Consider the following 22,677-nt stretch of genomic DNA (forward strand, 5'->3'; position numbering starts at 1 on the left):
AGGTAGGATATAACAATCAATTGTTATACCAAACAAATATAATCTACAAAAAAATAGAGCTGAGTTAACTCAGCTCTATTTTTTATATTTCAGTATTATTAGACTTATTCTTTCGCTCTTCTTTTCTACGATCTCGACCTTTGAATATCGGCACTTTATTTTCTGTTCCTTTTAATAAGCGGTTAATATTTTTCTGATGGGTTAGTATAACTACCAAAGCTACTGCTATGGAAAATATCCTATACGATTTGATATCGTCATTAAAAATAAACAATATTAAAACGGTAAATGCAATACTTGAAAGAATAGAACTCAATGATACAAAACGAGTTAAGAATAAAACTAAAATGAATACGCCAGTGCAACAAAGTGCTACTTCCGGTTGAATAGCGATAATCATCCCAAATAGTGTTGCAACACCTTTTCCTCCTTTGAAATGAGCCCAGATAGGAAAGATATGTCCTAGCACGGCCGCAATTCCCAAACCAATCATCAAATTGGTACGAATCATTTCGTGTTCAGGACCTAAGTATCTTGGAATTAATATGTATAATGATGTGGCAACAATACCTTTAACCATATCGACCACCATTACAAACGTGCCCCATTTAGGACCCAAAATTCTATATGTATTGGTTGCACCTGCATTACCGCTACCAAATTCTCTAATATCAAAATTGAAGAATCTTTTACTAACCCAAACTGAGGTCGGAATCGAGCCGATTAAATAAGCAAGTACAATTAATAAAGCCTCTTTCATTTATCTTTTTTGGTGAAAAACGTTTCCAAAGATAGGAAATTTAAATAATATGCACATTTTCTCTTTCACGATGTGAATAATAAAAGTAAAAGGATTACAATAATTTGCCAAAATTATTTTTGGTACAAAACAGAAATCCATTGGCGACGCGCTTGTGTATTACAATGTCTCCAGCCAGATTGATTTGCTTTTTCTTGAATCGTAGATTCATCTTCTGCCAATAAACCACTTAGCAAAATAAATCCCTCTTTTTTGACTTTTTTATCCAAATCTTGCCAATTGTCCAAAATAATATTGCGATTGATATTTGCCAAAATAATATCAAAATTTTCACTGGGAAATGCTATAATAGAAGAGGCTAATTGCACTTCAATGCTTTTGCAATCGTTTTTCTGTACATTTTCTTCTGTATTATCAATGCTCCAAGGATCATTGTCGATGGCGATGATTTCTTTTGCTCCTAATTTCTCCGCCAAAATGGCTAAAATCCCTGTTCCTGTTCCGAAATCTAGTACTTTTTTGCCAGTAAAATTCAAATTTTGCATTTGGGCGATCATCATATACGTCGTTGCATGATGTCCCGTGCCGAAACTCATTTTAGGAGTTATTCTGATTTCGTATTGTACATTTTCGATGGGCAAATGAAAATCAGCACGAATCCCCACAAAATCATCTACTTGTATAGGTTCAAAATTTGATTCCCATAATGCATTCCAGTTTTGCTCCTCAATTGTATTGATTTGATAGGAAAAATGGTTTGTTTCAGAAATAGTTTTCAATACATCTTCCTCATAATCAAGGGCATCGATGTAGGCTTTCAAGTCTGTATCTGTTTGTTCAAAACCGTCAAAGCCAATATTGCTCAATAATCCAATATATAAATCCACCAACGAATCGTCTTGTACTGGAATGAGAATCTCTTTATAATTTTTCATATTTATTGTAAAATAAAACTTGTTATAATGTAATCAAATATGATCAACACAATACAATTTAAAGTAATGCTATAGGTTGATCTTTTACTTAAATCTTTAACTGTCCCAGAAAAGGAATACCCACAAAAACCTGCAATTGTAGAAATAAGAATGGAAAAAATAAGAGACTTTATTACAAGCATTTCTACACTTAAATTTTGAAAATTGAATTGTAAGCCGATTAAATATTGTGCTGCTGGTATCAAGTTAGTTGCATAGCACAGAAACCAACCTCCTAATAAACTTACAATTATAGAAATAATCAATAGACAAGGGATCATAATAAATGAGGCTAATACAAAGGGAAATACGATAAATGATGCTGTATTTATTCCCATCGTTTCTAAGGCATCGACCTGTTCGTTCATTTTGAGATTCCCTACGTAAAATGTCATTCTAAAACCAACGACGCAAGCAATTAAAGCAGACATTCCTGTAGGGGTTAATTCCAACAATAGAATTTCTCTAGTAACCATTCCGACCATATAAGGAGGTACAACTGGATTGTCGATCATTTTTTCACAAACCATTACCATCACCATTCCCATGCAAAAGGAAATAATGATGATGATCGGTAAAGTCTGCACACCGACGATATAGCAGGATTGGATAAATCGTTTCCAAAGCATACCAAAATTCTCCGGGCGACGAAGCATCCGGCGAAACATAATCATATATGCTCCTAAATCTTCAAAAAAACGTTTCATCATAATTTGCAACCCCTTCAGTTCAACTATTGTATCAATGAACAAAGGTAAGTAATCAAAATTTGGAATGAACGCGGTATTTAAACATTTGTTTAAAATAAGTGCAGCCCAGTATTCATTAGAAGGTTATAAAGAATACCAAAAAACAAGAAATACATCAAGGATATAGCAAAGTAGCGCAATATCGGTTGATAAAATTTTTTAAATGGCACCAAAATAATAATATTGAATAACAAAGATCCAAATGCTACTACGAAATTAAGCAAAGCCAAAAAGCCAATAAAAATAATGGCAAATAGTGCTGGTCGAAATACAATACCCGAAAACAATCCATAGAGCATCCCACAACAGCCGGCTATTAAAATGGTCCAAAGTGCATATTTGATTCCCAATTTGCAATTGAGTTTGAAATAAATACGATTAGACAGTTTTTCTGATTTTTTTAGTTTAGGCTTGTCAGTTTTGTATCGTTGTTTTTTCCATCTAGGTTGCCAGATAATAAATCCGGTTATAAATAAGGCTAAAGGAATTAATCCGCCTAACATAGCCAAAATCCTCGTAGGCATTCCGCCAAACGTTCCATAATGTAAAGGCATCAACCAACTTAAAATAGCATTACCAATATTGGGAAATTCTCTACTAGTCATGAGTATTTTACCAGAATATTGATCTATGACAGCCATCTCTCTATTGCCTTCTTCGTTGCCTCCGGATGATTTTAAGTCCAATCGATAAGCGCCGAGCGAATCGCTGGGCAACGCAATACCCATAGCTTTACTTTGGGGAAAAGCAATAGCTCCCTTTTGAATTGCTTGCTCCAATGTCTGCGGCGATTTTCCCTTAATGTATGTAGATTGTTTGGAATAAATTTCTGATGCAATATTGGGCGATTTTCCACTGAGTAAAAACGCTAATCCAACAATAGGTAAATAAAATGTGATACAAAAACCAGTTAAGGAAAGTATAGTAACAATTGGAGCGGAGTAAAATCCCAATATATTATGCCAATCATAATTTTGACGTTTCCAATGCGCTCCTTTCTTAACAGTAAGGACTGATTTAAGATTTTTCCACTGTTTGGGTATCCAAAGACGTAAACCACTTATGGTCAGGATTAACAAGATCAAAGATGCAATTCCCGTTACATATTGTCCATAAGATTCAATAAGTAAAGACGTATGTATACGCATTACTACATTGATAAATCCACTTTCATACAACCTTTTTCCACATATATCTCCGTTAAATGGATTGACAAAATATTGTTTTTGCTCACCATAACTGTAAAATATATAGGTTGATGTAGGATTTTCATTGGGCTGATAGATATAATTAACCGCAATTTTGGGATGCTCTTTGTGAAAAATCTGATAGACGGCATCAGGGGAAAGACGTTTTTGAGAAGAAAGAACTTCAAATAATTTTGGATTCAGTGCTTTGTCAATTTCGTCTCTAAATACTAAAATGCTTCCTGTCAATGCGATGATGGCAATAATACTCCCAGCAATTATACCAAGATATAAATGCCATTTACCATACCAGGATTTTTGATGACGATCCCAGCTGCGAAAAAACTTCCATTTTTTACCCATTCTTTTCCTTATAGAAAAATCTCATCTGCATAAAGATGAAATAAAGACCTATAAAAATCCCAGCTATATATTCGTGTGAATATTCCATTTTCCTCTAATCTTTTTACAAAATTGGAGAAAAATGAAGGATTTGTTATTACGAAATGCGGAAATTTACTTATTGGGAAATAATTGTAGACGATACGGTATAAATGCCACCTTGTCCATTAGCAACACCCTTTAGATATATTGTATATACTCCTCTTGATTGAAAATTGAGCGTAGATCTACTTATTAAGACTGTTGAGTCAATTGCTTTCAAATAATTAACATGCCATACACCTGAAGGAATTTGGAAAAATGCGGTTCTGCTACTATAGGTTTCTTGGTCATTAAAATATCTATTCAACGAAGGCCACAATGTGTCTGCCCTAGCAGTACGCCCATCTTGTGAAAATACAAAATTCACAATCGGAGTGAAAGGTGCTAAGTCTATGATACGAATTTTACAAGTATCGATATTGGGAATTGTGGTATTATCATTGAGAATTACAGATGATACAGCATCACTTACCAATGAGCTATCTGCAATATTCACAACTGGAGCTAAATACATTGAGTAGTTAACTCCAGATTGCAACTGCTGAATTCCATTCACCAAGTCTGTTGAACTACCAGTTTCGTTAATTTTTATGGAATAAATTTTTGGTTCTCCATAAGCATATGAGGTAGATGAGTCATAAGTTAAACTACTAACTAATTTATTATCATTCGTGTAGATATCATATGTATGCCCTGGATAAGCGTTGGTAAATTTCATCGCTGTCAGTGCAGGGACAGATGAATCATTTTTTGAACATGAAATTAGGAATATGAACAAACCTAAAGCAATAAATAATAATGTTGTAATTCTCATTTTAAAGGTTCAAAATTAATACAGTTTTATTTATCCGAAATTTTTTTCATGAAAATGCAACAATATTAACATTCGCTCAGACTTAATGGGACGTGTACCGCTAGACCTCCATCGGAAGTTTCTTTGTATTTACTATTCATGTCCAATGCTGTTTCCCACATCGTACGTACGACTTTATCCAAAGATACTTTTGCATAATCTGGACCAGATTGCAGTGCCAATTGGGATGCAGTAATCGCTTTTATAGCTCCCATCGTGTTACGCTCGATACAGGGAACTTGGACCAAACCGCCTATTGGATCACAAGTCAATCCAAGATGATGCTCCATCGCTATCTCTGCTGCCATCAATGCTTGTTTTTGTGTACCACCAAGAGATTCTGTTAGAGCTCCTGCTGCCATTGCTGACGAAACGCCGATCTCTGCTTGACAACCGCCCATTGCTGCGGAAATTGTAGCGCCTTTTTTGAAAATACTTCCTATTTCAGATGCTGTTAAAAGGAAATTCACAATTTTTTCCTCTGAATCTCCACCACAGAAAAGAATGTAATATTGCAAAACCGCAGGAATTACACCTGCTGCGCCATTGGTTGGAGCCGTAACTACACGTCCAAAAGAGGCGTTTTCTTCATTTACCGCTAACGCAAAACAACTGATCCAATCCAAAACAGCATTGAAATCCTTCGGTAGATTTTTGATGGCATCCATCCACTCTTCATAATTGGAATATTTCGCACCATTCATCAATCGCTTATTTAACTCAAATGCACGCCGACGTACATGCAATCCTCCGGGCAATTCGCCTTTTGTATGGCAACCGCGATAGATACATTCTTTCATCGTCTGCCAGATACGAAGGACGCCATCCACCGTTTTTTTCTCATCTCGCCAGGTCAATTCATTTTCCATGACAATTTCGTGAATGGTCATACCCGTTTTGATACACCAAAATTGTAAATCTTTGGAATTATCTATGGGAAATGGCAAGTCGACTGGGCGTGTTGTAGTAAAATCATCATCGCCCTCTTGCACCACAAATCCTCCACCGATAGAATACCAAGTATCACTGAACTTTTCTCCATTTTTCAAATCAATCAAAAATGTCAAAGCATTGGGATGAAACGGCAAAGATTCACTATATAAAAAGACGATATCTTTTTCTGGATCAAAGGCTATTTTTTCTTCCCCACCCAAAAGCATTTCTTTGTCTACTTTCAATTTTTCAATCGTAGGGAAGATATTGTTGACATCTGTGGTTTCAGGATTTTCTCCTAAAAGTCCCATTTGTACGGCGATATCCGTTCCGTGGCCATGTCCAGTTTTCGCAAGAGAGCCATATAGATACACATGCAAACCGATAATATTTTCCAATCCAAATTTTTTCTTAGCTTTTGCAACGAATAAAAGCGCGGCTCTCCAAGGTCCCAATGTATGCGAACTAGAAGGTCCAACGCCTATTTTAAACATATCAAATACGGAAATCGATTCTCTGGGCATGCGCTTTTGTGGTAATTTGCTCAAAGATAAATCGCTTTGGAGAATAAAGCTGTTAACAAAATGGACAAAATATTTTTTAACAGGCAACCGTTTTTCATTTTCCTGCATTTAATGATTAGAAAACGAAAAAATTGAACGAAGAACAGCTAATACACCATTGTAAATCAGGAAAAAGACTGGCGCAAAAACAATTATTTGAATTGTATGCGAATGGAGTGATGGTAATTTGTTTTCGTTATGTCAAAGATCGAGTTGATGCAGAGGAGTTGATGTTGAATTCCTTTACGCAATTTTTCAAAAAAATGGATTTTTTCAATTATCGTGGTGCGGGATCTGTCAGTGCTTATTTGAAAAAAATTGCCATCAACGAATCTCTTCAATTTTTACGCAGCAAAAAAAGTATTTATCTACATAGCGAATTGACAGACGTAGTGGAGGATAACTCAGAAGATAGTTTGGATAAAATGTCCGCCAAGGAAATCATGGATTGTTTGATGACTTTGCCAGATGGTTATCGTACGATTTTCAATCTATATGTATTAGAGTCATGGACGCATGAGGAGATTGCGCAATCCTTGCAAATCTCAACTGGGACATCCAAATCACAACTGAGCAAAGCACGAAAAATGATGCAAAAAATATTAACTGAAAATAAGAGATATGGAACAGAGAAATTGGGATGATCAGTTAAGAGCGAAATTGGACAATTATGAATTGCCTGATTTTGATAAGGAAAATAGTTGGAAAAGACTAGATGCACGTTTGGATAAAAAACCATCTAAACGAACCTATTTCTATTGGGCTGCCGCATCTGTTGGGGTTATCTTTTGTATATTTTTGGGCGCATATTTTTTGAAAGAAAAAGAGCAAAGCGAATCCCCAATAGCACATATCTCCACAAATATTATTGAAACACAATCGATCCCAAAATTAGTAAAAACAGATTTGGCTGAAAAGGCTCAGAAGCCAGCATTGATAGAAGAGGAAAATAGAAATGAGGCGGTGATAAATAGTCAGACCGTTAAAGCCGATAAGAAAAATCAAGTGAAAATTTCTTCCAAAAATTTGGAAAATCAATTGGTTAAAATTGAAAATCCAACTATTGCTGTTTTACCGGCAAAGTTACATGACGATAGTATGAAGATTTTCGCATCGCAAATGGATGTTTTTGCAAAAATGAACGTCAAAAGAAAAGCTAAACTTAAAATAATTAATGCCTCTTCATTGGAAGGTTCAATTGAAGAATTGCCATTAACACCTACAAAATACAAAAGCATACAATTCTCCGTTGGCAGTAATTTGAATATTGAAAACGGACCCTCTTCCAACTCTAAACCCTTAAACCTAACCCTATTTAAAAATTAGCGAATGAAACATTTTTTTACCGTCCTTGCATACATCATCATGTGTGCAACTGGAAAAGCTATTGCCCAAACAAAATTAAAGACCATCAATATTCAAAAAGCACTTTTAACAGAAGAACCATTTAAAAAAGAGGGTCGAGATATTTATAAACAGATAAAAATTAAATTAAATAAAGGAGAATCTTTGGCAATCACAGGAGTATACCAATCAGATTTTGTATATGTTAATAATTTAGATTCTTTGATCCATGCAATAAGAGCAAATGTAGAACTTTTTAAGGATTCTTTTTCGGATCCGATGTCAGGAAAACGTATGGATATATTGGCAATGCCAGATGAGACGACGCGTGTAGGAGTTAGAAATACAGCACCGACGAATAATAGTTATTTTGTAATTAATAAAAATCAAGAAGCTGGTGTAGTTAAGGTTAATCAAGACACGTTGGATTATATCTTTTTCTTGAATGATACGACCAAGTTTAGAAGGAAATCTATTTATCCAAGTTTTGATAGATATGTAACGGTGCGTTGGATAATGGATGATGTAAACAAACTATCATTACCAAGTGCGGTTATAATAGATTCTATTCAAAATGCGATTGAGAAGTTTATTGTAAAATCACGTTACAAAAATGAAAATTTTGGATATGCCAATTATAGTGTTGTTGATGATACTCTTAAAAAAGATAACCAATATAAAAGTGATCGTATCCATGCGTGGCAAGATGCAATTATTGTAGGTAATACTGATTTTAATTTTCAAAACTATAAAAATCTATTTGTGCCATCATTTTCCGCAGGCTTTTATTATTGTTTTGGTAATAGGAATAGCCAATTTTTTGATAATCATACTATAAATCAAATAGGTGTAAATATAGAGAGTTTGTTAACTTTTCAGAGGGAGAATGGCAAATTAAATACCTATAAAAATTTATTTTTAAATATTCGATATAGATCAGTCGATACAGATAACAAAGATAAATTTAAACTTAATACCGATATTTCATTGGGATATTTAATATATAATAAATCCGAAAGTTTAATAGATAAAAACACTTTTAAATTTGCCGTAACCACAGTTAGTTATAAGAATTTATCTATCCAACCTCAGGTGTTTTTTAATTTTAGTAAGAGTAAAAACAGTAATTTTTTACCGTCTATAAATCTCAAATTATCTCTATAAAAAATGACCATTTACCAACCCAGTAATACTTCCTAATATGGCGCCGCAAATCAATTCTAACCAAGAATGTCGTTGTAGCATTTTACGAGAAATCAATATGAGAAAAGCAAATAAGAGCATGGGAATCCCCCATGCTTTTGCGTAATGAAGCAAAATGAAAGCGATGTAAAAATTGATACCAGCGTGTAAGGAAGCTTTTATCCTAAGATTCAACAACCCAAAAAATAGCAACATCAGTAAAAAACAGAGACAACTTAATACTAAAGGAGTTTGACCTTGTGTAAAATAAAAATAAAAGGTCAAGGCAAGCATCAGTCCAATGGCAAAAGGATAAAAGCCTTTGCGCTCTTGTTGATTTGATACATCAAAATTGGCAAATTTTCCCCGACGCATTTTGACTAAATTATATAGAGTAATGGGAATAGTTACCCCAAAAATAATGATACCCGATATCCAATTGGCTTGGCGCGACGAGAGTAATTGATGTGTCAAAAAAATAACTAAAACGGAAATTGTCAAAAGTGGATGACCAATTATCGATATAACTCTTGCCAATTTTGTTTTCATATAACAAAAATACATAGCCATAAAAAAGCCTGCAAATCAATTGCAGGCTTTTGATACATTTCTAATAAATTATTAATGGCGACCATGTCCATTTCCTCTATCGTGTCCGTTATTTCCGTGCCCATTATTATTTCTTCCTGGTCCTCCATGAACGAAATTATTATTGGGTCTTATCGGTTGTTGTCTACCGTGATAAGAAGCATATTTACCATAATTAGCGCGGTCTCTAGTATTCATTAAGTAAGGTTTGCCGCCACGATTAACAGGCACTTTGTACACATTGTACATATTGTATTGTCTATATCTGCTAGGTAGATTTCTTACATAAACCCATTGATTACCATTAGGATAAATGTACATCGCACGAGCGACATCAAAATATACATTCATTTCAGGAATGAAATAAAATGGAGTAGATACATTTCCTACGGGTGCCCACGCAGGCTGATTTCCGATATTGATACTTACACTCACTTGCGCGTTAGACTTTACTGCAAAGCCAAGTGCGAATATTGCTGCAAATAGAATTGACTTTTTCATTGTTGTTTGTTTTAAATATGTTCAATAATTTATCTTCTCCATCCATCATGACCTCCGCCGTGGCCACGCATGTCACCACCACCATGATTACCACGGAAATCACCTCCACCAAAGTTGCCTCCTCCGTAGTTGCCTCTGCCAAAGCCACCTCCACGTGGACCTCCATTCATATAACCACCTCTTGGACCTCCGACCATTGGTCTACCACCTCCATAAATTTGTCTACCACCGCCATACATTGGGATGCCACGACCTCTAAATTGATTGTAATTCATTGGCACCATTCTGCCTCGTCCGAAATTGTATCCAGAATACATGGGCGGAATTCCTCTTGAGTACATCCATCTATTTTGGTTAAAATAAATATATTGGTTGATGCTCGCATCAAAATAACAATTGATATCAGGGAAATAATAATAAGCGGCAGGGTTACCACCAGGTATCCAAGTTGGTGCTGGGGCCATCATCGGTTGAGGCGCCATATATACTGGACTACCAATACTTATGCCAAAGCTTACTTGTGCCTTTGAAGTGTTGATTGAGAATATACCCAAACCAAGTGCGAGTGTATACATTAATTTTTTCATGATTTTCATTTTTAAAGTTTTAAATAAAATCTATAAACCTTAGATGAAAAAATATGCCAAAAGTTACTTTTTGAATAAATTGTAGATGAACAAACCATTTCCTTCGGTAAAAATTAAATTGTGTTAATAGACTCTAAAATTAATTGTGGCAATAAAGCATTTGTAAATAATTTTGCACACGATCAATCGATATGAGCACACTTGACGTTATTGTTTACATTACCATATTTGTTGCAGCTTGTACTGGAGCACTAAAGGCTAGAGCATTTCACATGGACATTTTTGGTGGACTTGTTATGGCGCTTGTGATGTCATTTGGTGGCGGTAGTATCCGTGAGATACTCATGGGCAATAAGGTAAAATGGTTGAATGACTATGCAGCATTTGTCTTAGTTGGTTCTGCCGTTGTAATTACATTTATATTTAAAAGAAGAATTATCAAGTATCGTAAGATTATCTTTTTTACTGATGCTGTAACACTGGGATTATTTACTGTTATTGGTATTGAGTCAGGATTTGATAATGGTTTGGCGAAGCCATTTGCAATTATGATGGGAGTAATTACGGCTACATTTGGTGGGTTAATTGCAGATATAATCAGTAATACAGTGCCTACTTTATTGAAAAAAGGAGAAATGTATGCGACCGCAAGTGCCATTGGAGGGGCGATCTATATATTAAATCCTTATTTCGGAATGGATAAAAATACCAATATGATTATTTGTATCGTCTTAATTGTATTTATCCGAATCCTGTCGAAATGGAAAAAATTAATGCTACCTGAGATTTAATTTAGAAAATTTCGAATGTTTTTTTATATTTATTTGTTAAATGCGAACATTCGTTATGATTAACCTATAAATTTGCGTAATAAGCTAGGAGATATGAATAATAATTTCGATGCTACGCCAGATGTCGTTCTAATTGGCGCAGGAATAATGAGTGCAACCTTAGGAACCTTCTTGAAAGAATTAGATCCAACTCTTAAGATTCAACTATTTGAAAGACTTGAAACCGCGTCCGAAGAAAGTTCTGATGCGTGGAATAATGCTGGTACGGGACATTCCGCACTATGTGAATTGAACTACACACCTGAGAAGTCAGATGGGACGATTGACACTTCTAAGGCAATCAACATTATAGAACAATTTGAGGTAAGCAAGCAATTTTGGTCTTATTTGATAGATCATAATAAATTGTGTGCTCCTGGCGATTTTATTCATAGTACGCCACACATGAGTTTTGTATGGGGAGAGGACAATGTAGATTACCTTAAAAGAAGGTATGAAGCCATGCAAAAATATCAATTATTCAAAGGAATGGAATTCTCTACAAACCATGATCAACTAAAGCAATGGATTCCTTTGATGATGGAAGGTCGTAATCCTAGTCAGCCTATTGCAGCAACACACATGAAATTGGGCACTGATGTTAACTTTGGAGCTTTAACACGCAGCTTGATTGATGAATTGCAAAAACGTGACGTAGGTGTTAATTTCAAATTTGAAGTGGAAGATATTAAGCGTCGAGAAGATGGAAAATGGAAAGTTTCCGTTAGGAATCAAGAGACGGGTATTAAACATATTTTGATAACTAAGTTTGTATTTATTGGAGCTGGTGGCGGTTCACTTTATCTTTTGCAAAAATCAGGTATTCCAGAAGGAAAAGGTTTCGGTGGATTTCCAGTAGGTGGTCAATGGTTGGTTTGCGATAATGAAAATGTGATCAATCAGCACCAAGCAAAAGTGTATGGAAAAGCCTCTGTGGGTGCACCTCCTATGAGTGTGCCGCATTTAGATACGAGAATTATTGATGGAAAAAGAGCACTGCTTTTCGGACCATATGCTGGATTTTCAACCAAATTTTTGAAAAAAGGATCTTATTTGGATTTATTCAAAACGATTAAGTTGAATAATATCCTACCTATGATGAAAGTTGGATTGACCAATTTTTCATTGGTAAAATATCTAATACAACAATTGAAGTTGTCATTCTCTCAGAGAGTGGAAGCATTGGAAGATTTTGTGCCAAATGCGAAGGAGGAAGATTGGAGGGTAGAAGTTGCAGGACAGAGAGTTCAAGTGATCAAAAAAGATGCGGTAAAAGGCGGCATCTTGCAATTCGGTACGGAAGTCGTTACGAGTGCTGATGGTTCTATTTCTGCTTTGTTAGGTGCATCTCCAGGAGCCTCGACATCCGTCTCTATTATGCTTAAATTATTGAATAAATGTTTTCCGGATAAAATGGAAGGTGATTGGAATGCAAAAATCAAAGAAATCATTCCTTCTTACGGCAAAAAATTGGATGCGGATAATCAATTGTGCAATGAAATACGTAATTGGACAACCAGAACTTTAGATCTAAACTGGAAACAACCATCCTAGAAAGAAATGTATAGCGCAGATTTTGTCAAGACAAATTCCTTTTACCTATTTTGAATTTGTTTTGACAAAATAAAGAAATAAACAAAAGTGGATAAATTTTTCACTTATTCAAATTGCTGATAATCAATCATTTGTAAAATAAAAAATAAAAATTATCAGTTTTTTTCCTAATTGTAGTAATATTTTATATCTTTGCGCTCCCAAAAATTATATGGCAAAACAACCACTCATAAAGCAAGACGGTGTGATCGTAGAAGCATTAAGTAATGCAATGTTTCGCGTGAAGCTGGAAAATGGACATGAAATTATCGCAACTATCTCTGGTAAAATGCGTATGCACTATATCAGAATACTTCCTGGCGATAAAGTGGGCGTGGAAATGAGTCCTTATGACTTATCTCGTGGTCGTATTATCTTTAGGTATAAATAATATTATTAAATTCAGCTTAGGCCTTGTCGGCTGCGAGCAATTTGGTTTTTTTTAAATAAATAATTTCAGTCATGAAAGTAAGAGCATCAGTGAAGAAACGTAGCGCCGACTGCAAGATTGTTCGCAGAAAAGGTAAGCTATATATTATCAACAAAAAGAATCCTCGCTTTAAAATGCGTCAAGGATAGTTTTTAAAGATAATCAACAGCAAGAAGCAAAATTAATATTAAACAACAGTAAATCTTATATAGAATATGGCACGTATTGCCGGTATAGACTTACCTAAGAATAAAAGAGGCGAAATAGGATTGACTTATATCTTCGGTATCGGTCGTTCTACAGCTAAATACATACTTGATAAAGCAGGTATCGATGTAAACAAAAAAGTAAATGAATGGAACGATGATGAGCAAACTGCCATCCGTAACATCATTACTGGAGAAATCAAAGTAGAAGGTGCATTGCGCTCTGAAGTTCAAATGAGCATCAAACGTTTATTGGATATCGCTTGCTACCGTGGTCTTCGTCACCGTAAAGGTTTGCCTTTACGTGGTCAACGTACTCGTACTAATAGCCGTACAAGAAAAGGTAAACGTAAGACCGTTGCAGGTAAGAAGAAAGCAGCTAAGAAATAGTTAACTTACAATAACTGGTAGCCAAATTTCTACAAAACGAGATTTGGCTATTGGATTTTTGTGTTTATAAAAGTCGCTGGATCGTTTTCTAATAATTTCTTTAGAAAGCAGGAGGGACTAAAATTTTAGAAGATTACCTCAAACATTAACAAATGGCAAAAGGAAAACAGCAGGTAAGTGCGAAAGCCGCTGCGAAAAAAAGAGTTGTAAAAGTAGATACACACGGCGATGCGCACGTAACGGCTACTTTTAACAATATCATCATTGCATTGACTAACAAACAAGGTCAAGTTATTAGCTGGTCATCAGCTGGTAAAATGGGATTCAGAGGATCCAAAAAGAATACTCCATACGCTGCGCAAGTAGCTGCGCAAGATGCTGCTAAAGTAGCTTTCGACGCAGGTCTTCGTAAAGTAGACGTGTATGTAAAAGGACCAGGTGCAGGTAGAGAAGGTGCTATCCGTTCTTTATCTCAAAGTGGTATCGAAGTAGCTATCATTAAAGATATTACTCCATTACCTCACAACGGTTGTCGTCCTCCTAAAAAGAGAAGAGTTTAATCTATATAATTTTGAGCAAAGGGCTTGTTCCTTTGCTTCATCTATTTTAATAAAGGGTAGCTTATTCATTTTTGATTTTTATCGATAAGCCACCGACACTAAAAAATCATATAATATTATGGCACGTTACACAGGTCCTAAGACCAAAATCGATCGTATCTTCGGAGAACCTATTCTTGGTAATGGTAAATATTTGGGTAAAAATCCAAATCCTCCAGGACAACATGGCGCTAACCGCAAAAGAAAACAATTAGGTGAATATGCTTTGCAGTTGAAAGAAAAACAAAAAGCAAAATATACTTATGGTGTTTTAGAACGTCAATTCCGTTCTACATTTGATGAAGCTTCTCGCCGTAAAGGTGTTACAGGTGACAACTTGATCCAATTATTGGAAGCTCGTTTGGATAATACAGTTTACCGTTTAGGTATCGTATCATCTCGTCCTGCTGCTCGTCAATTAGTAAGCCACAAACACATCACTGTTAATGGTGAAGTTGTAAACATTCCTTCTTTCAGATTGAAAGCTGGTGATATCATTGGTTTGAAACCAAAAAGTGATGACAACAGTGCTGTAACTAGCATGATCAAAGGAAAAAATCCTAAAATCAACTGGTTAGATTGGAATGAAACTGAAAAGAAAGGAACATTTATCGCTTACCCAGAAAGAGAAAATGTACCAGAAAACATTAAAGTACAACTTATCGTTGAGTTGTATTCTAAATAAACCTTACTAATTCCCGGATTCATTTTCGGGAATTATTTCGTTCTTTTTCGTCAATTCATCCTTTTTGAAATAAAAGGTAAAATATAAAAAACAAGTTTTAACATGGCCATATTAAGCTTTCAGAAGCCAGACAAAATCATTCTGCAAAAAGCAACAGATTTTGAAGGACAGTTTGAGTTCAGACCATTAGAGCCAGGCTTTGGCCTTACCGTAGGTAATGCATTACGTCGCGTATTGCTAAGCTCATTGGAAGGGTATGCTATTACAGGTGTTAAGATTGAAGGTGTAGATCATGAATTCGCAACAATTCATGGTGTTACGGAAGATATGACTGAAATGATCTTGAATTTTAAACAAGTTCGTTTTAAGAAAATCACCGAACAAGAAGTAACTTCTGAAAAAGTAGTTCTTTCTTTAAAAAATAAAACTGCATTCACTGCAGGAGATTTAGGCGAAGCTACTGCTAGCTTTGAAGTAATGAATCCTGATTTGGTTATTTGTACAATGGATGTATCTGCTAAAATCGATATCGAATTAACTATCGGTAAAGGTCGTGGATATGTACCAGCTGACGAAAATGTGGTTGAAGATGCTCCATTTGGTTACATCGCGATCGACTCTATCTATACTCCTATCAAAAATGTAAAATTTTCGGTAGAAAACTATCGTGTAGAACAACGTACTGACTATGAAAAATTGTTGTTAGATGTTGTTACTGACGGTACTATACATCCTGAAGAAGCAGTGAAACAAGCATCTCGTATTATGATCCAACACTTGATGATCATTACAGATGAAAATATCACTTTCGATAATAAGGAAGATAAAAAAGAAGATGTAGTTGACGAACAAGTATTGCAATTACGTAAAGTATTGAAAACTCCATTGGAGGATTTAGATCTTTCTGTAAGAGCATTCAACTGTTTGAAAGCTGCAAAAATTAACTCATTGAGTGAATTAGTTCAATACGAACAAGAAGATTTGATGAAGTTCAGAAACTTCGGTCAAAAATCTTTGAACGAAATTGAGCAAGTTCTTCACGACAGAGGTCTACATTTCGGTATGGACTTAGCTCGTCTAGGAGTTGATGATATTGATTAATATTTTTATTCATATGATGCTGTAATTCCTGGCACGGTACAGTATCTTAAAATTTAAGCCATGCGTCACGGAGATAAAATCAACAATCTTGGCCGTACTAAAGCTCACAGAGAAGCTTTATTAGCTAATTTAGCTAGCCAATTGATCACCAAAAAACGTATCGTAACTACTTTAGCTAAAGCAAAAGCATTACGTAAATACGTTGAACCATTGATCACAAAGACTAAAAAGAATGATAGCGTAAATGCAATCAGTCACAATCACCGTCTTGTATTTAGTTATTTGAAAGACAAATTAGCTGTTAAAGAATTATTTACAGTTGTAGGTCCAAAAATCGCTACTCGTCCCGGTGGATATACTCGTATTATCAAATTAGGTATTCGTGTAGGTGATAACGCAGAAACTGCAATGATCGAATTAGTTGATTTCAATGAAATTTACGGTAATTCTATCGCTACATCTTCTGATGATTCAGCTAAGAAAACACGTCGTAGCCGTCGTAGTACTAAATCTACTAAAGATGAAACTACAGCAGCTGCTGATGCAAATGAAATCTCTGATGCTACAGTAGTAGAAGAATCTGCTCCAGTAGAAGAGAAAAAAGCGGAAGAAACAAAAGAAGAAGGTGCGGAATAGTATCTAAATAACTTCGTAAGAAAAGGGAAACTCATTGAGCTTCCCTTTTTTAATGCTATAGTTGTAGATTTTTTAAGATAAGATTTCTTGCCGTATTACCTCGATTTTTTAATGGATCCATTAAATCTGCGACCATTTCCTTAGTCGTAAATATTTTTCCCTTTTGTGGGTATTTTAAATCTTCTTTACTGGGTGTAAGCACAGTTATCTTGGTTGCAAACCAACTTATGTGATCGTAAGGTAATGCCACCCCTAGAATCATTCCTGGAAGCCCATTAAATATTTCTGGTCCGCCTTGTGTTGGAATTTGGTCTGTGTAAAATGCAACTACATAAATTGAGTCCATAATTAATGCATTGGCTCTTTTGCAAATAATACCCGCAATTTCTTTGGTTTCTGAAGTAAGTTTCCATTTTATATTTTGAATGGAATCTTTTAATAGATAACCATTTTCAAATAAATGAGCATTTCTTATTTGTTGCTTATTTTGCAGATCCATGTAAACTGTATTTTCTACGTTGGCACTTATGAAATATGGTGTTGCATCTTTATTAATAATATCTGGGTCAGACATATAGTTGGTTATATTTTTGTCGAAATATAAAATCCAATTGGTAGTTGCAAAATGATTTTCTGGCTTTTTGTATCTGTCTAGATAATCTTCTACCCAATTGCCTTGCTCATCTTTCAATAACATTGATAGGCAATAATAAACATTATCTTTTCGCTCAAAATTTATCTTACCCGAAGTTAAAAAAGTTGCTTTTTGAGCATTGAGGTTTAAGCAGAATAGAAATATAAGTATAAAGAGTCCTACTATATTTTTCATAAAATTTATTTAGAATTAGTTATTGAACCAGTAAAATTCCATGTAAGTGATAGTAAAAAGTATCGTCTAATCGTCGCATTAATACTTTGAGAAATGGTGTTATTGTTTTGAGAACGTTGAATTCCCTTATTTTGATTCAAGATATCAAATCCATAAAGCTTTAATAGAAGATTCTGTTTTTTGAAAAATTTCTTACCAATCCATCCATTTAATAATGCAAGGCTTGTTTGAGGTAGTGTGGCCGTTTTTTCTTTCCATTGGTATTCAAGATCTGAGTGGATTTGAAAGTTTAATGGCAGATAAACGTCGAGTTCTGGATTGAGTGATAAACCCCAATATTTGCTATTACTTGAGCTTTGGATACTAAATGAGTTCGTTGTATAATTAGGACCTACACGTAAACTAGCATCAAATAAACTATCTACAGATTTAGAAACGTTCATATATAACGTATAATTGGCACTTTTAGAAACGTTTTGTACGTTATTAGTGAAATTGATACTCCTAGTGAAATAAGTGCTAGGGCTGAATCCATATCTGAGGTTTTTAAATTTTTTGGATTTTAAATATACCCCAGTGTAAAAGTTTAAATTATAATTGCCATTAACGTTAATATATTGATATGTATTTTTTCCAGAAGTATCCGTGTAAGTATTTGTTGTTATTTGATTTTTAGTATTGCCATAATTCATATAAAAATAGAAATCTCTATCAGTAAGCATTTTATAATCGGAATAATTTACGGTGTAATTATTACGAAAAGATGGTTTCAAATTTGCATTTCCAACGAATAAATTTAAAGGGTCATTGTTTGTTGTTATTGGCTGTATCTGGTCTAGGGTTGGTTGATTAGTTGTACCGTTATATCTTATAGAGAGTCGTTTCTGTGTTGTAAATGAATAATTTAAATTCGCACTGGGATTCCAATTGATAAAATTTCTTTTTCGATCAATATTGTTAAAAAGGTTTTTTTGATCCATTGAAATGCCAAGAACATTTGTTCCAAGATTAAATTGAACTTTCTTCTTTTTGTAATTGAAAAATATACCACCTTTATTCACAAATTGATCATAGGAATATCGATTGCTATAAGTGCTATCTAATACATCATATACTAAAGCATCATTTCCTTGATTGTAGGAAAGCTTGTCAGAATGACTATTATTTATGGTTATTCCATAATTAAAAACTAAGCTTGAAAATTTTGATAATGGCTCCGAGTAAATCGCTTTGGCATTTAATGCGTAAGCATTTGTATTTACTGTCTTGTATTGGTTAACATCTATGGTACTATCTAATTCATCTAAATTGTTGTAAAATTCATTGTGTGATTTAACATAGCCAGTACTTAAATTTTTATTATAAGCATAATCTAAGGCAATACTAAGAGTCCTACCCACTTTACTAAATTTGTGCTTGAATAATCCACCTACATCAAATTTGTTGTTATCGCCAATAAGAGTATTGATATTTTGACCCATATTTAATTTTGTTAAGTCTTCTCTTTGGGTTAAGGTATTCGTACTAGAAAAGGTATTGATATGCTTAAATGTACCAGAGCTGATAATATTGAAACTATTAGATGTATCAATGTCCCAATTTAATTTAGCATCTACTTTATTTCTTAATGATTTATTTTCTGTATTTACTTGTGTTGTAGAGTAATTTATTGTGGTAGGCAGATTGTTTTGAACCTTCGACGTGGAAAGACCTGCGACGCTTAATTTACTCATTTTATAATTAGAATTAAGTCCAACTTTATTGTCATTCCATTTATTTGAATAATGAGCACCTGCTGTTTGAGCAAGAGGAATCCCGTTGCCTTCGTATTGCCCATTCCAAGAATCGTCATCCATTCCAAAATAAGTAATAACATTCCCGTCCTCACTAATAACGGAATTGCCATTTCCTCCTCCATATTGATCTGCATCATCCCATGAAAGACCTACTCGTCCTGTATTGCTCGCTGTTCCATACACCGCGATTTTTTCCTTCCCTTTGAATTTATTGAACATCCCTTGATTTTCATGTGATCCTCGTGTGCCACCGCCCAAAGACAGCTTACCAAAATAGCCATTTTTTTTATCCTCCTTAAGTTTGATATTTACTGTTTTGTCTTTTACTCCATCATCAATACCTGTAAAAGCTGCTTGATCGCTCGACTTATCATACAATTGTACCTTATCCACCATATCGGCTCGGAGATTTTGTGTTACTAGTGTTGGGTCGTCACCGAAAAATTCTTCACCATCAACTAAGACTTTTTTTACAGCTTGTCCATTGGCTGTTATTTTTCCATTTTTATCAATTTGGAACCCTGGCATTTTTTTCAATAAATCTTCTACAGAAGCATTTGCTTGTACACGAAAGCTATCTGCGATGAATTCGGTTGTATCGCCTTTCAATTTCATCCCACTTACTTTCTGTCTTACTGTTACGTCATCTAAAAGTCTGGATTTTGGAAAAAGGTCAATCGAACCGAGTTCAATATTTTTTCCTTCCGGATGTATAGATTGGTAGAAGTCAACATAGTTGGGGTAAGAAACAAGTATGAATTGAGATAACGTATCATTCAAAGGAAGATGAAAAATGCCATTTTCATCAGATCGAGTACTCGCAAGTATGATGGAGTCTTTTGATGAAAGAAGCACGATGGATGCATTTTGCATGTTACCAATCACAATACTGTCATTAATCTGACCCGTAATAGTTTTTTGGCTATACAAAAAATTCACTATACAAATGAATGTAAAAGTGATAGATAGTTTTTTCTTGATGTTAGTCCCAGGGTGTCGGTAAGGCATCTTAGTTCAATTAGGTAGATTGAAACTAAGTGATAATGCTAATAAAATATCTAGAAACTATTTTATTAGTTAAAGTTTAACATATCTAAATTAAACTTATGCTTTGTTTACTAATTCTTCTATATATCTTTCCCCGATTTGTTGACGCCACATCGCATAATATAAACCTTTCATGTCCAGTAGTTCTATATGAGAACCTTGTTCAACAATTTGACCTTTTTCTAATACATAGATGCAATCTGCATACATAATGGTAGATAGGCGATGCGCAATCATCACGGTAATGTTTTCTCTTTTACTAGAAATATCTCGAATCGTATGTGAAATTTCTTCTTCTGTGATAGAATCTAAGGCCGACGTCGCTTCGTCAAATATCATTAATCGAGGTTGACGTAAAAGTGCGCGGGCAATACTTAAACGTTGTCTTTCTCCTCCAGAAAGTTTCAAACCACTCTCTCCAATGACTGTTTCTAACCCGTTTTCTGCTCTAGAAAGGATGGATTGGCATGCAGCTTTAACCAAAACTTCTTGAATCATATCATCTGTTGCAGATGGATTAACAAACAATAAATTTTCTTTAATTGTGCCAGAAAATAACTGGGTATCTTGTGTTACGAAGCCTATTTGATGACGCAAATCATCAAAATCGATAATATCGTCCGCAAAACCATTATAGCGTATATGTCCTTCATTAGGGTGATATAGACCAACCAATAATTTAACTAAAGTAGTCTTACCCGCACCAGACGGACCAACAAATGCAATAGTTTCCCCTTTTTTTACTTCAAACGAAATTTCATTTATCGCGGATTGATTGGCCGATTGATGTTGAAATTTTACTTTTTCAAATTTCATCACATCAATGTCTCCTATTGCTGGAGGGTTGCTAGGTCTTTCCTCGATCTTATGACTGTATAATTCGGATAAATTATTCAACGAGGCTTCCGCTTCGCGATACGACATGATAATATTCCCAAGTTCTTGCAATGGTCCAAATATGAAGAAGGAATAAAATTGCATCATCATCATTTGTCCCACTGTAATCTGATTTCTAAATACAAAAAACAATAAGGCAAACATGATACATTGCTGTAGAAAATTGACAAAAGTTCCTTGCACAAAACTGACAGAACGAATGCTTTTGACTTTTTTCAATTCAAGTTGTAGAATTTTTAAAGTTGTGGAATTGAGTCTTCTTATTTCTTGTTGAGTTAACCCTAGACTTTTTACTAATTCTATATTTCTCAATGATTCTGTGGTGGAACCAGCAAGTGCGTTGGTTTCTCTCACTATGCTCTTTTGGATAAATTTTACTTTTCTACTTAGTACGCTTGTTAACCAAGCTAATATAATAGCACCTACTAAATAAATAAATGGAAGCATGGGGCTCAGACGGTAGGCAACGATGACGACAAACACGATTCCTACCAATGTTGCAAATAATACATTGATAAAACTAGTGATAAATTTTTCGCAATCGGCACGTACTTTTAATAAAATTGATAATGTTTCGCCACTTCTTTGATCTTCAAAATCTTGATAGGGCAATCTCAACGCGTGTTGTAAGCCATCCGTATAAAGTTTGGCACCAAATTTTTGAATGATAACATTGACTACATAATCTTGAAACGCTTTGGCTATTCTTGATACCATAGCAACACCAATAATCATAAATAATCCTTTGGTAATGCCTTGATAAAATTCATTATCCAAATGATTATTTCGGAAATGAGCAGCCTTATTTGCATAAGGATCAATCAATAAATTACCAAGAATATAAGGATTGAGTAAGGAGAAGACTTGATTAATCGCTGCCAGAATCAGAGCAAAGAAAATCAACCATTTATGTTTACTTAAATATTGGAATAATAGCTTCATACATTTCAAAAATAGAAGTGGCAAAGTTACG

Annotated in this window: 24 protein-coding genes; 12 read left to right on the plus strand and 12 right to left on the minus strand. The window is 34.6% G+C overall.

Features of this window, described 5'->3' with window-relative positions:
• Nucleotides 1–82: 82 nt before the first annotated feature.
• From plsY to E0W69_RS17805, 6 genes are all read right to left on the minus strand, one after another.
• Nucleotides 83–760, minus strand: a complete 678-nt coding sequence (gene plsY, locus E0W69_RS17780) for a glycerol-3-phosphate 1-O-acyltransferase PlsY (RefSeq protein WP_131331407.1) — start codon at nt 758–760, stop codon at nt 83–85.
• A 113-nt stretch (nt 761–873) separates the two neighbouring features.
• Nucleotides 874–1,695, minus strand: coding sequence for a 50S ribosomal protein L11 methyltransferase (gene prmA, locus E0W69_RS17785; RefSeq protein ID WP_131331408.1), 822 nt, complete (start codon nt 1,693–1,695; stop codon nt 874–876).
• Nucleotides 1,696–1,697: 2 nt separating this feature from the next.
• The gene (locus tag E0W69_RS17790; protein WP_131331409.1) at nt 1,698–2,444 is read right to left on the minus strand and encodes an MlaE family ABC transporter permease; all 747 of its coding nucleotides are present in this window, start codon (nt 2,442–2,444) and stop codon (nt 1,698–1,700) included.
• A gap of 89 nt (nt 2,445–2,533) precedes the next feature.
• Nucleotides 2,534–4,033 (minus strand): PepSY-associated TM helix domain-containing protein, encoded by a 1,500-nt coding sequence (locus E0W69_RS17795; RefSeq protein ID WP_131331410.1) that lies wholly within the window; start codon nt 4,031–4,033, stop codon nt 2,534–2,536.
• Between the two features lie 157 nt (nt 4,034–4,190).
• Nucleotides 4,191–4,928, minus strand: coding sequence for a DUF4397 domain-containing protein (locus E0W69_RS17800; RefSeq protein ID WP_131331411.1), 738 nt, complete (start codon nt 4,926–4,928; stop codon nt 4,191–4,193).
• Nucleotides 4,929–4,993: 65 nt separating this feature from the next.
• Nucleotides 4,994–6,424, minus strand: a complete 1,431-nt coding sequence (locus tag E0W69_RS17805) for an L-serine ammonia-lyase (protein WP_131332006.1) — start codon at nt 6,422–6,424, stop codon at nt 4,994–4,996.
• 131 nt (nt 6,425–6,555) lie between these two features.
• Between E0W69_RS17805 and E0W69_RS17810 the strand changes: the two genes are divergently transcribed.
• From E0W69_RS17810 to E0W69_RS17820, 3 genes are read left to right on the plus strand one after another with little or no spacing between them, the layout of a single operon-like run.
• Nucleotides 6,556–7,107 (plus strand): RNA polymerase sigma factor, encoded by a 552-nt coding sequence (locus E0W69_RS17810; RefSeq protein ID WP_131331412.1) that lies wholly within the window; start codon nt 6,556–6,558, stop codon nt 7,105–7,107.
• On the plus strand, nt 7,085–7,789 hold the full coding sequence (locus E0W69_RS17815; protein WP_131331413.1) for a hypothetical protein: 705 nt from the start codon (nt 7,085–7,087) through the stop codon (nt 7,787–7,789). The genes E0W69_RS17810 and E0W69_RS17815 overlap by 23 nt, the downstream gene beginning before the upstream one ends.
• 3 nt (nt 7,790–7,792) lie before the next feature.
• Nucleotides 7,793–8,971, plus strand: a complete 1,179-nt coding sequence (locus E0W69_RS17820) for a hypothetical protein (protein WP_131331414.1) — start codon at nt 7,793–7,795, stop codon at nt 8,969–8,971.
• Here E0W69_RS17820 and E0W69_RS17825 read toward each other — a convergent pair.
• The 3 genes from E0W69_RS17825 to E0W69_RS17835 all read right to left on the minus strand — a co-directional run bounded on the left by E0W69_RS17825 (nt 8,966) and on the right by E0W69_RS17835 (nt 10,665).
• On the minus strand, nt 8,966–9,538 hold the full coding sequence (locus tag E0W69_RS17825; RefSeq protein WP_131331415.1) for a phosphatase PAP2 family protein: 573 nt from the start codon (nt 9,536–9,538) through the stop codon (nt 8,966–8,968). The two genes, E0W69_RS17820 and E0W69_RS17825, sit on opposite strands and share 6 nt — an antisense overlap.
• A gap of 72 nt (nt 9,539–9,610) precedes the next feature.
• A complete protein-coding gene (locus E0W69_RS17830; RefSeq protein ID WP_131331416.1) occupies nt 9,611–10,078 on the minus strand; it encodes a hypothetical protein in 468 nt (155 codons plus the stop codon).
• A 29-nt stretch (nt 10,079–10,107) separates the two neighbouring features.
• Nucleotides 10,108–10,665, minus strand: a complete 558-nt coding sequence (locus E0W69_RS17835; RefSeq protein ID WP_131331417.1) for a hypothetical protein — start codon at nt 10,663–10,665, stop codon at nt 10,108–10,110.
• A gap of 191 nt (nt 10,666–10,856) precedes the next feature.
• Here E0W69_RS17835 and E0W69_RS17840 point away from each other — a divergent pair, with 191 nt between their 5' ends.
• The 9 genes from E0W69_RS17840 (at nt 10,857) to rplQ (ending at nt 17,135) form a co-directional block, all read left to right on the plus strand.
• Nucleotides 10,857–11,456 (plus strand): trimeric intracellular cation channel family protein, encoded by a 600-nt coding sequence (locus E0W69_RS17840; protein WP_131331418.1) that lies wholly within the window; start codon nt 10,857–10,859, stop codon nt 11,454–11,456.
• 72 nt (nt 11,457–11,528) lie between these two features.
• The gene (locus E0W69_RS17845) at nt 11,529–13,049 is read left to right on the plus strand and encodes a malate:quinone oxidoreductase (RefSeq protein WP_225321307.1); all 1,521 of its coding nucleotides are present in this window, start codon (nt 11,529–11,531) and stop codon (nt 13,047–13,049) included.
• A 211-nt stretch (nt 13,050–13,260) separates the two neighbouring features.
• Complete coding sequence (infA, locus tag E0W69_RS17850; protein ID WP_131331420.1) at nt 13,261–13,479, plus strand: translation initiation factor IF-1; 219 nt, start codon at nt 13,261–13,263, stop codon at nt 13,477–13,479.
• A 71-nt stretch (nt 13,480–13,550) separates the two neighbouring features.
• Nucleotides 13,551–13,667 carry a type B 50S ribosomal protein L36 gene (gene ykgO / locus E0W69_RS17855; RefSeq protein WP_131331421.1) on the plus strand — a complete coding sequence of 39 codons (117 nt, stop codon included), beginning with the start codon at nt 13,551–13,553 and terminating at the stop codon, nt 13,665–13,667.
• Nucleotides 13,668–13,733: 66 nt separating this feature from the next.
• A complete protein-coding gene (gene rpsM / locus E0W69_RS17860) occupies nt 13,734–14,114 on the plus strand; it encodes a 30S ribosomal protein S13 (protein ID WP_131331422.1) in 381 nt (126 codons plus the stop codon).
• Between the two features lie 152 nt (nt 14,115–14,266).
• Complete coding sequence (gene rpsK, locus E0W69_RS17865) at nt 14,267–14,674, plus strand: 30S ribosomal protein S11 (RefSeq protein WP_131331423.1); 408 nt, start codon at nt 14,267–14,269, stop codon at nt 14,672–14,674.
• Between the two features lie 118 nt (nt 14,675–14,792).
• A complete protein-coding gene (rpsD, locus tag E0W69_RS17870; protein ID WP_131331424.1) occupies nt 14,793–15,398 on the plus strand; it encodes a 30S ribosomal protein S4 in 606 nt (201 codons plus the stop codon).
• A 102-nt stretch (nt 15,399–15,500) separates the two neighbouring features.
• Entirely contained in the window at nt 15,501–16,499 is a 999-nt protein-coding gene (locus E0W69_RS17875) for a DNA-directed RNA polymerase subunit alpha (RefSeq protein WP_131331425.1), read from the plus strand.
• A 60-nt stretch (nt 16,500–16,559) separates the two neighbouring features.
• The gene (gene rplQ, locus E0W69_RS20865) at nt 16,560–17,135 is read left to right on the plus strand and encodes a 50S ribosomal protein L17 (RefSeq protein ID WP_131331426.1); all 576 of its coding nucleotides are present in this window, start codon (nt 16,560–16,562) and stop codon (nt 17,133–17,135) included.
• A gap of 55 nt (nt 17,136–17,190) precedes the next feature.
• Here the strand turns inward: rplQ and E0W69_RS17885 are convergent, their stop codons facing one another.
• The 3 genes from E0W69_RS17885 to E0W69_RS17895 all read right to left on the minus strand — a co-directional run bounded on the left by E0W69_RS17885 (nt 17,191) and on the right by E0W69_RS17895 (nt 22,646).
• Nucleotides 17,191–17,964 (minus strand): GLPGLI family protein, encoded by a 774-nt coding sequence (locus E0W69_RS17885; protein WP_131331427.1) that lies wholly within the window; start codon nt 17,962–17,964, stop codon nt 17,191–17,193.
• Between the two features lie 5 nt (nt 17,965–17,969).
• On the minus strand, nt 17,970–20,768 hold the full coding sequence (locus tag E0W69_RS17890; RefSeq protein WP_131331428.1) for an outer membrane beta-barrel family protein: 2,799 nt from the start codon (nt 20,766–20,768) through the stop codon (nt 17,970–17,972).
• A gap of 96 nt (nt 20,769–20,864) precedes the next feature.
• Nucleotides 20,865–22,646, minus strand: a complete 1,782-nt coding sequence (locus E0W69_RS17895) for an ABC transporter ATP-binding protein (RefSeq protein ID WP_131331429.1) — start codon at nt 22,644–22,646, stop codon at nt 20,865–20,867.
• Nucleotides 22,647–22,677: the final 31 nt, after the last annotated feature.

Origin of the sequence: Rhizosphaericola mali, assembly GCF_004337365.2 — a bacterium.
GTDB lineage: Bacteria > Bacteroidota > Bacteroidia > Chitinophagales > Chitinophagaceae > Rhizosphaericola > Rhizosphaericola mali.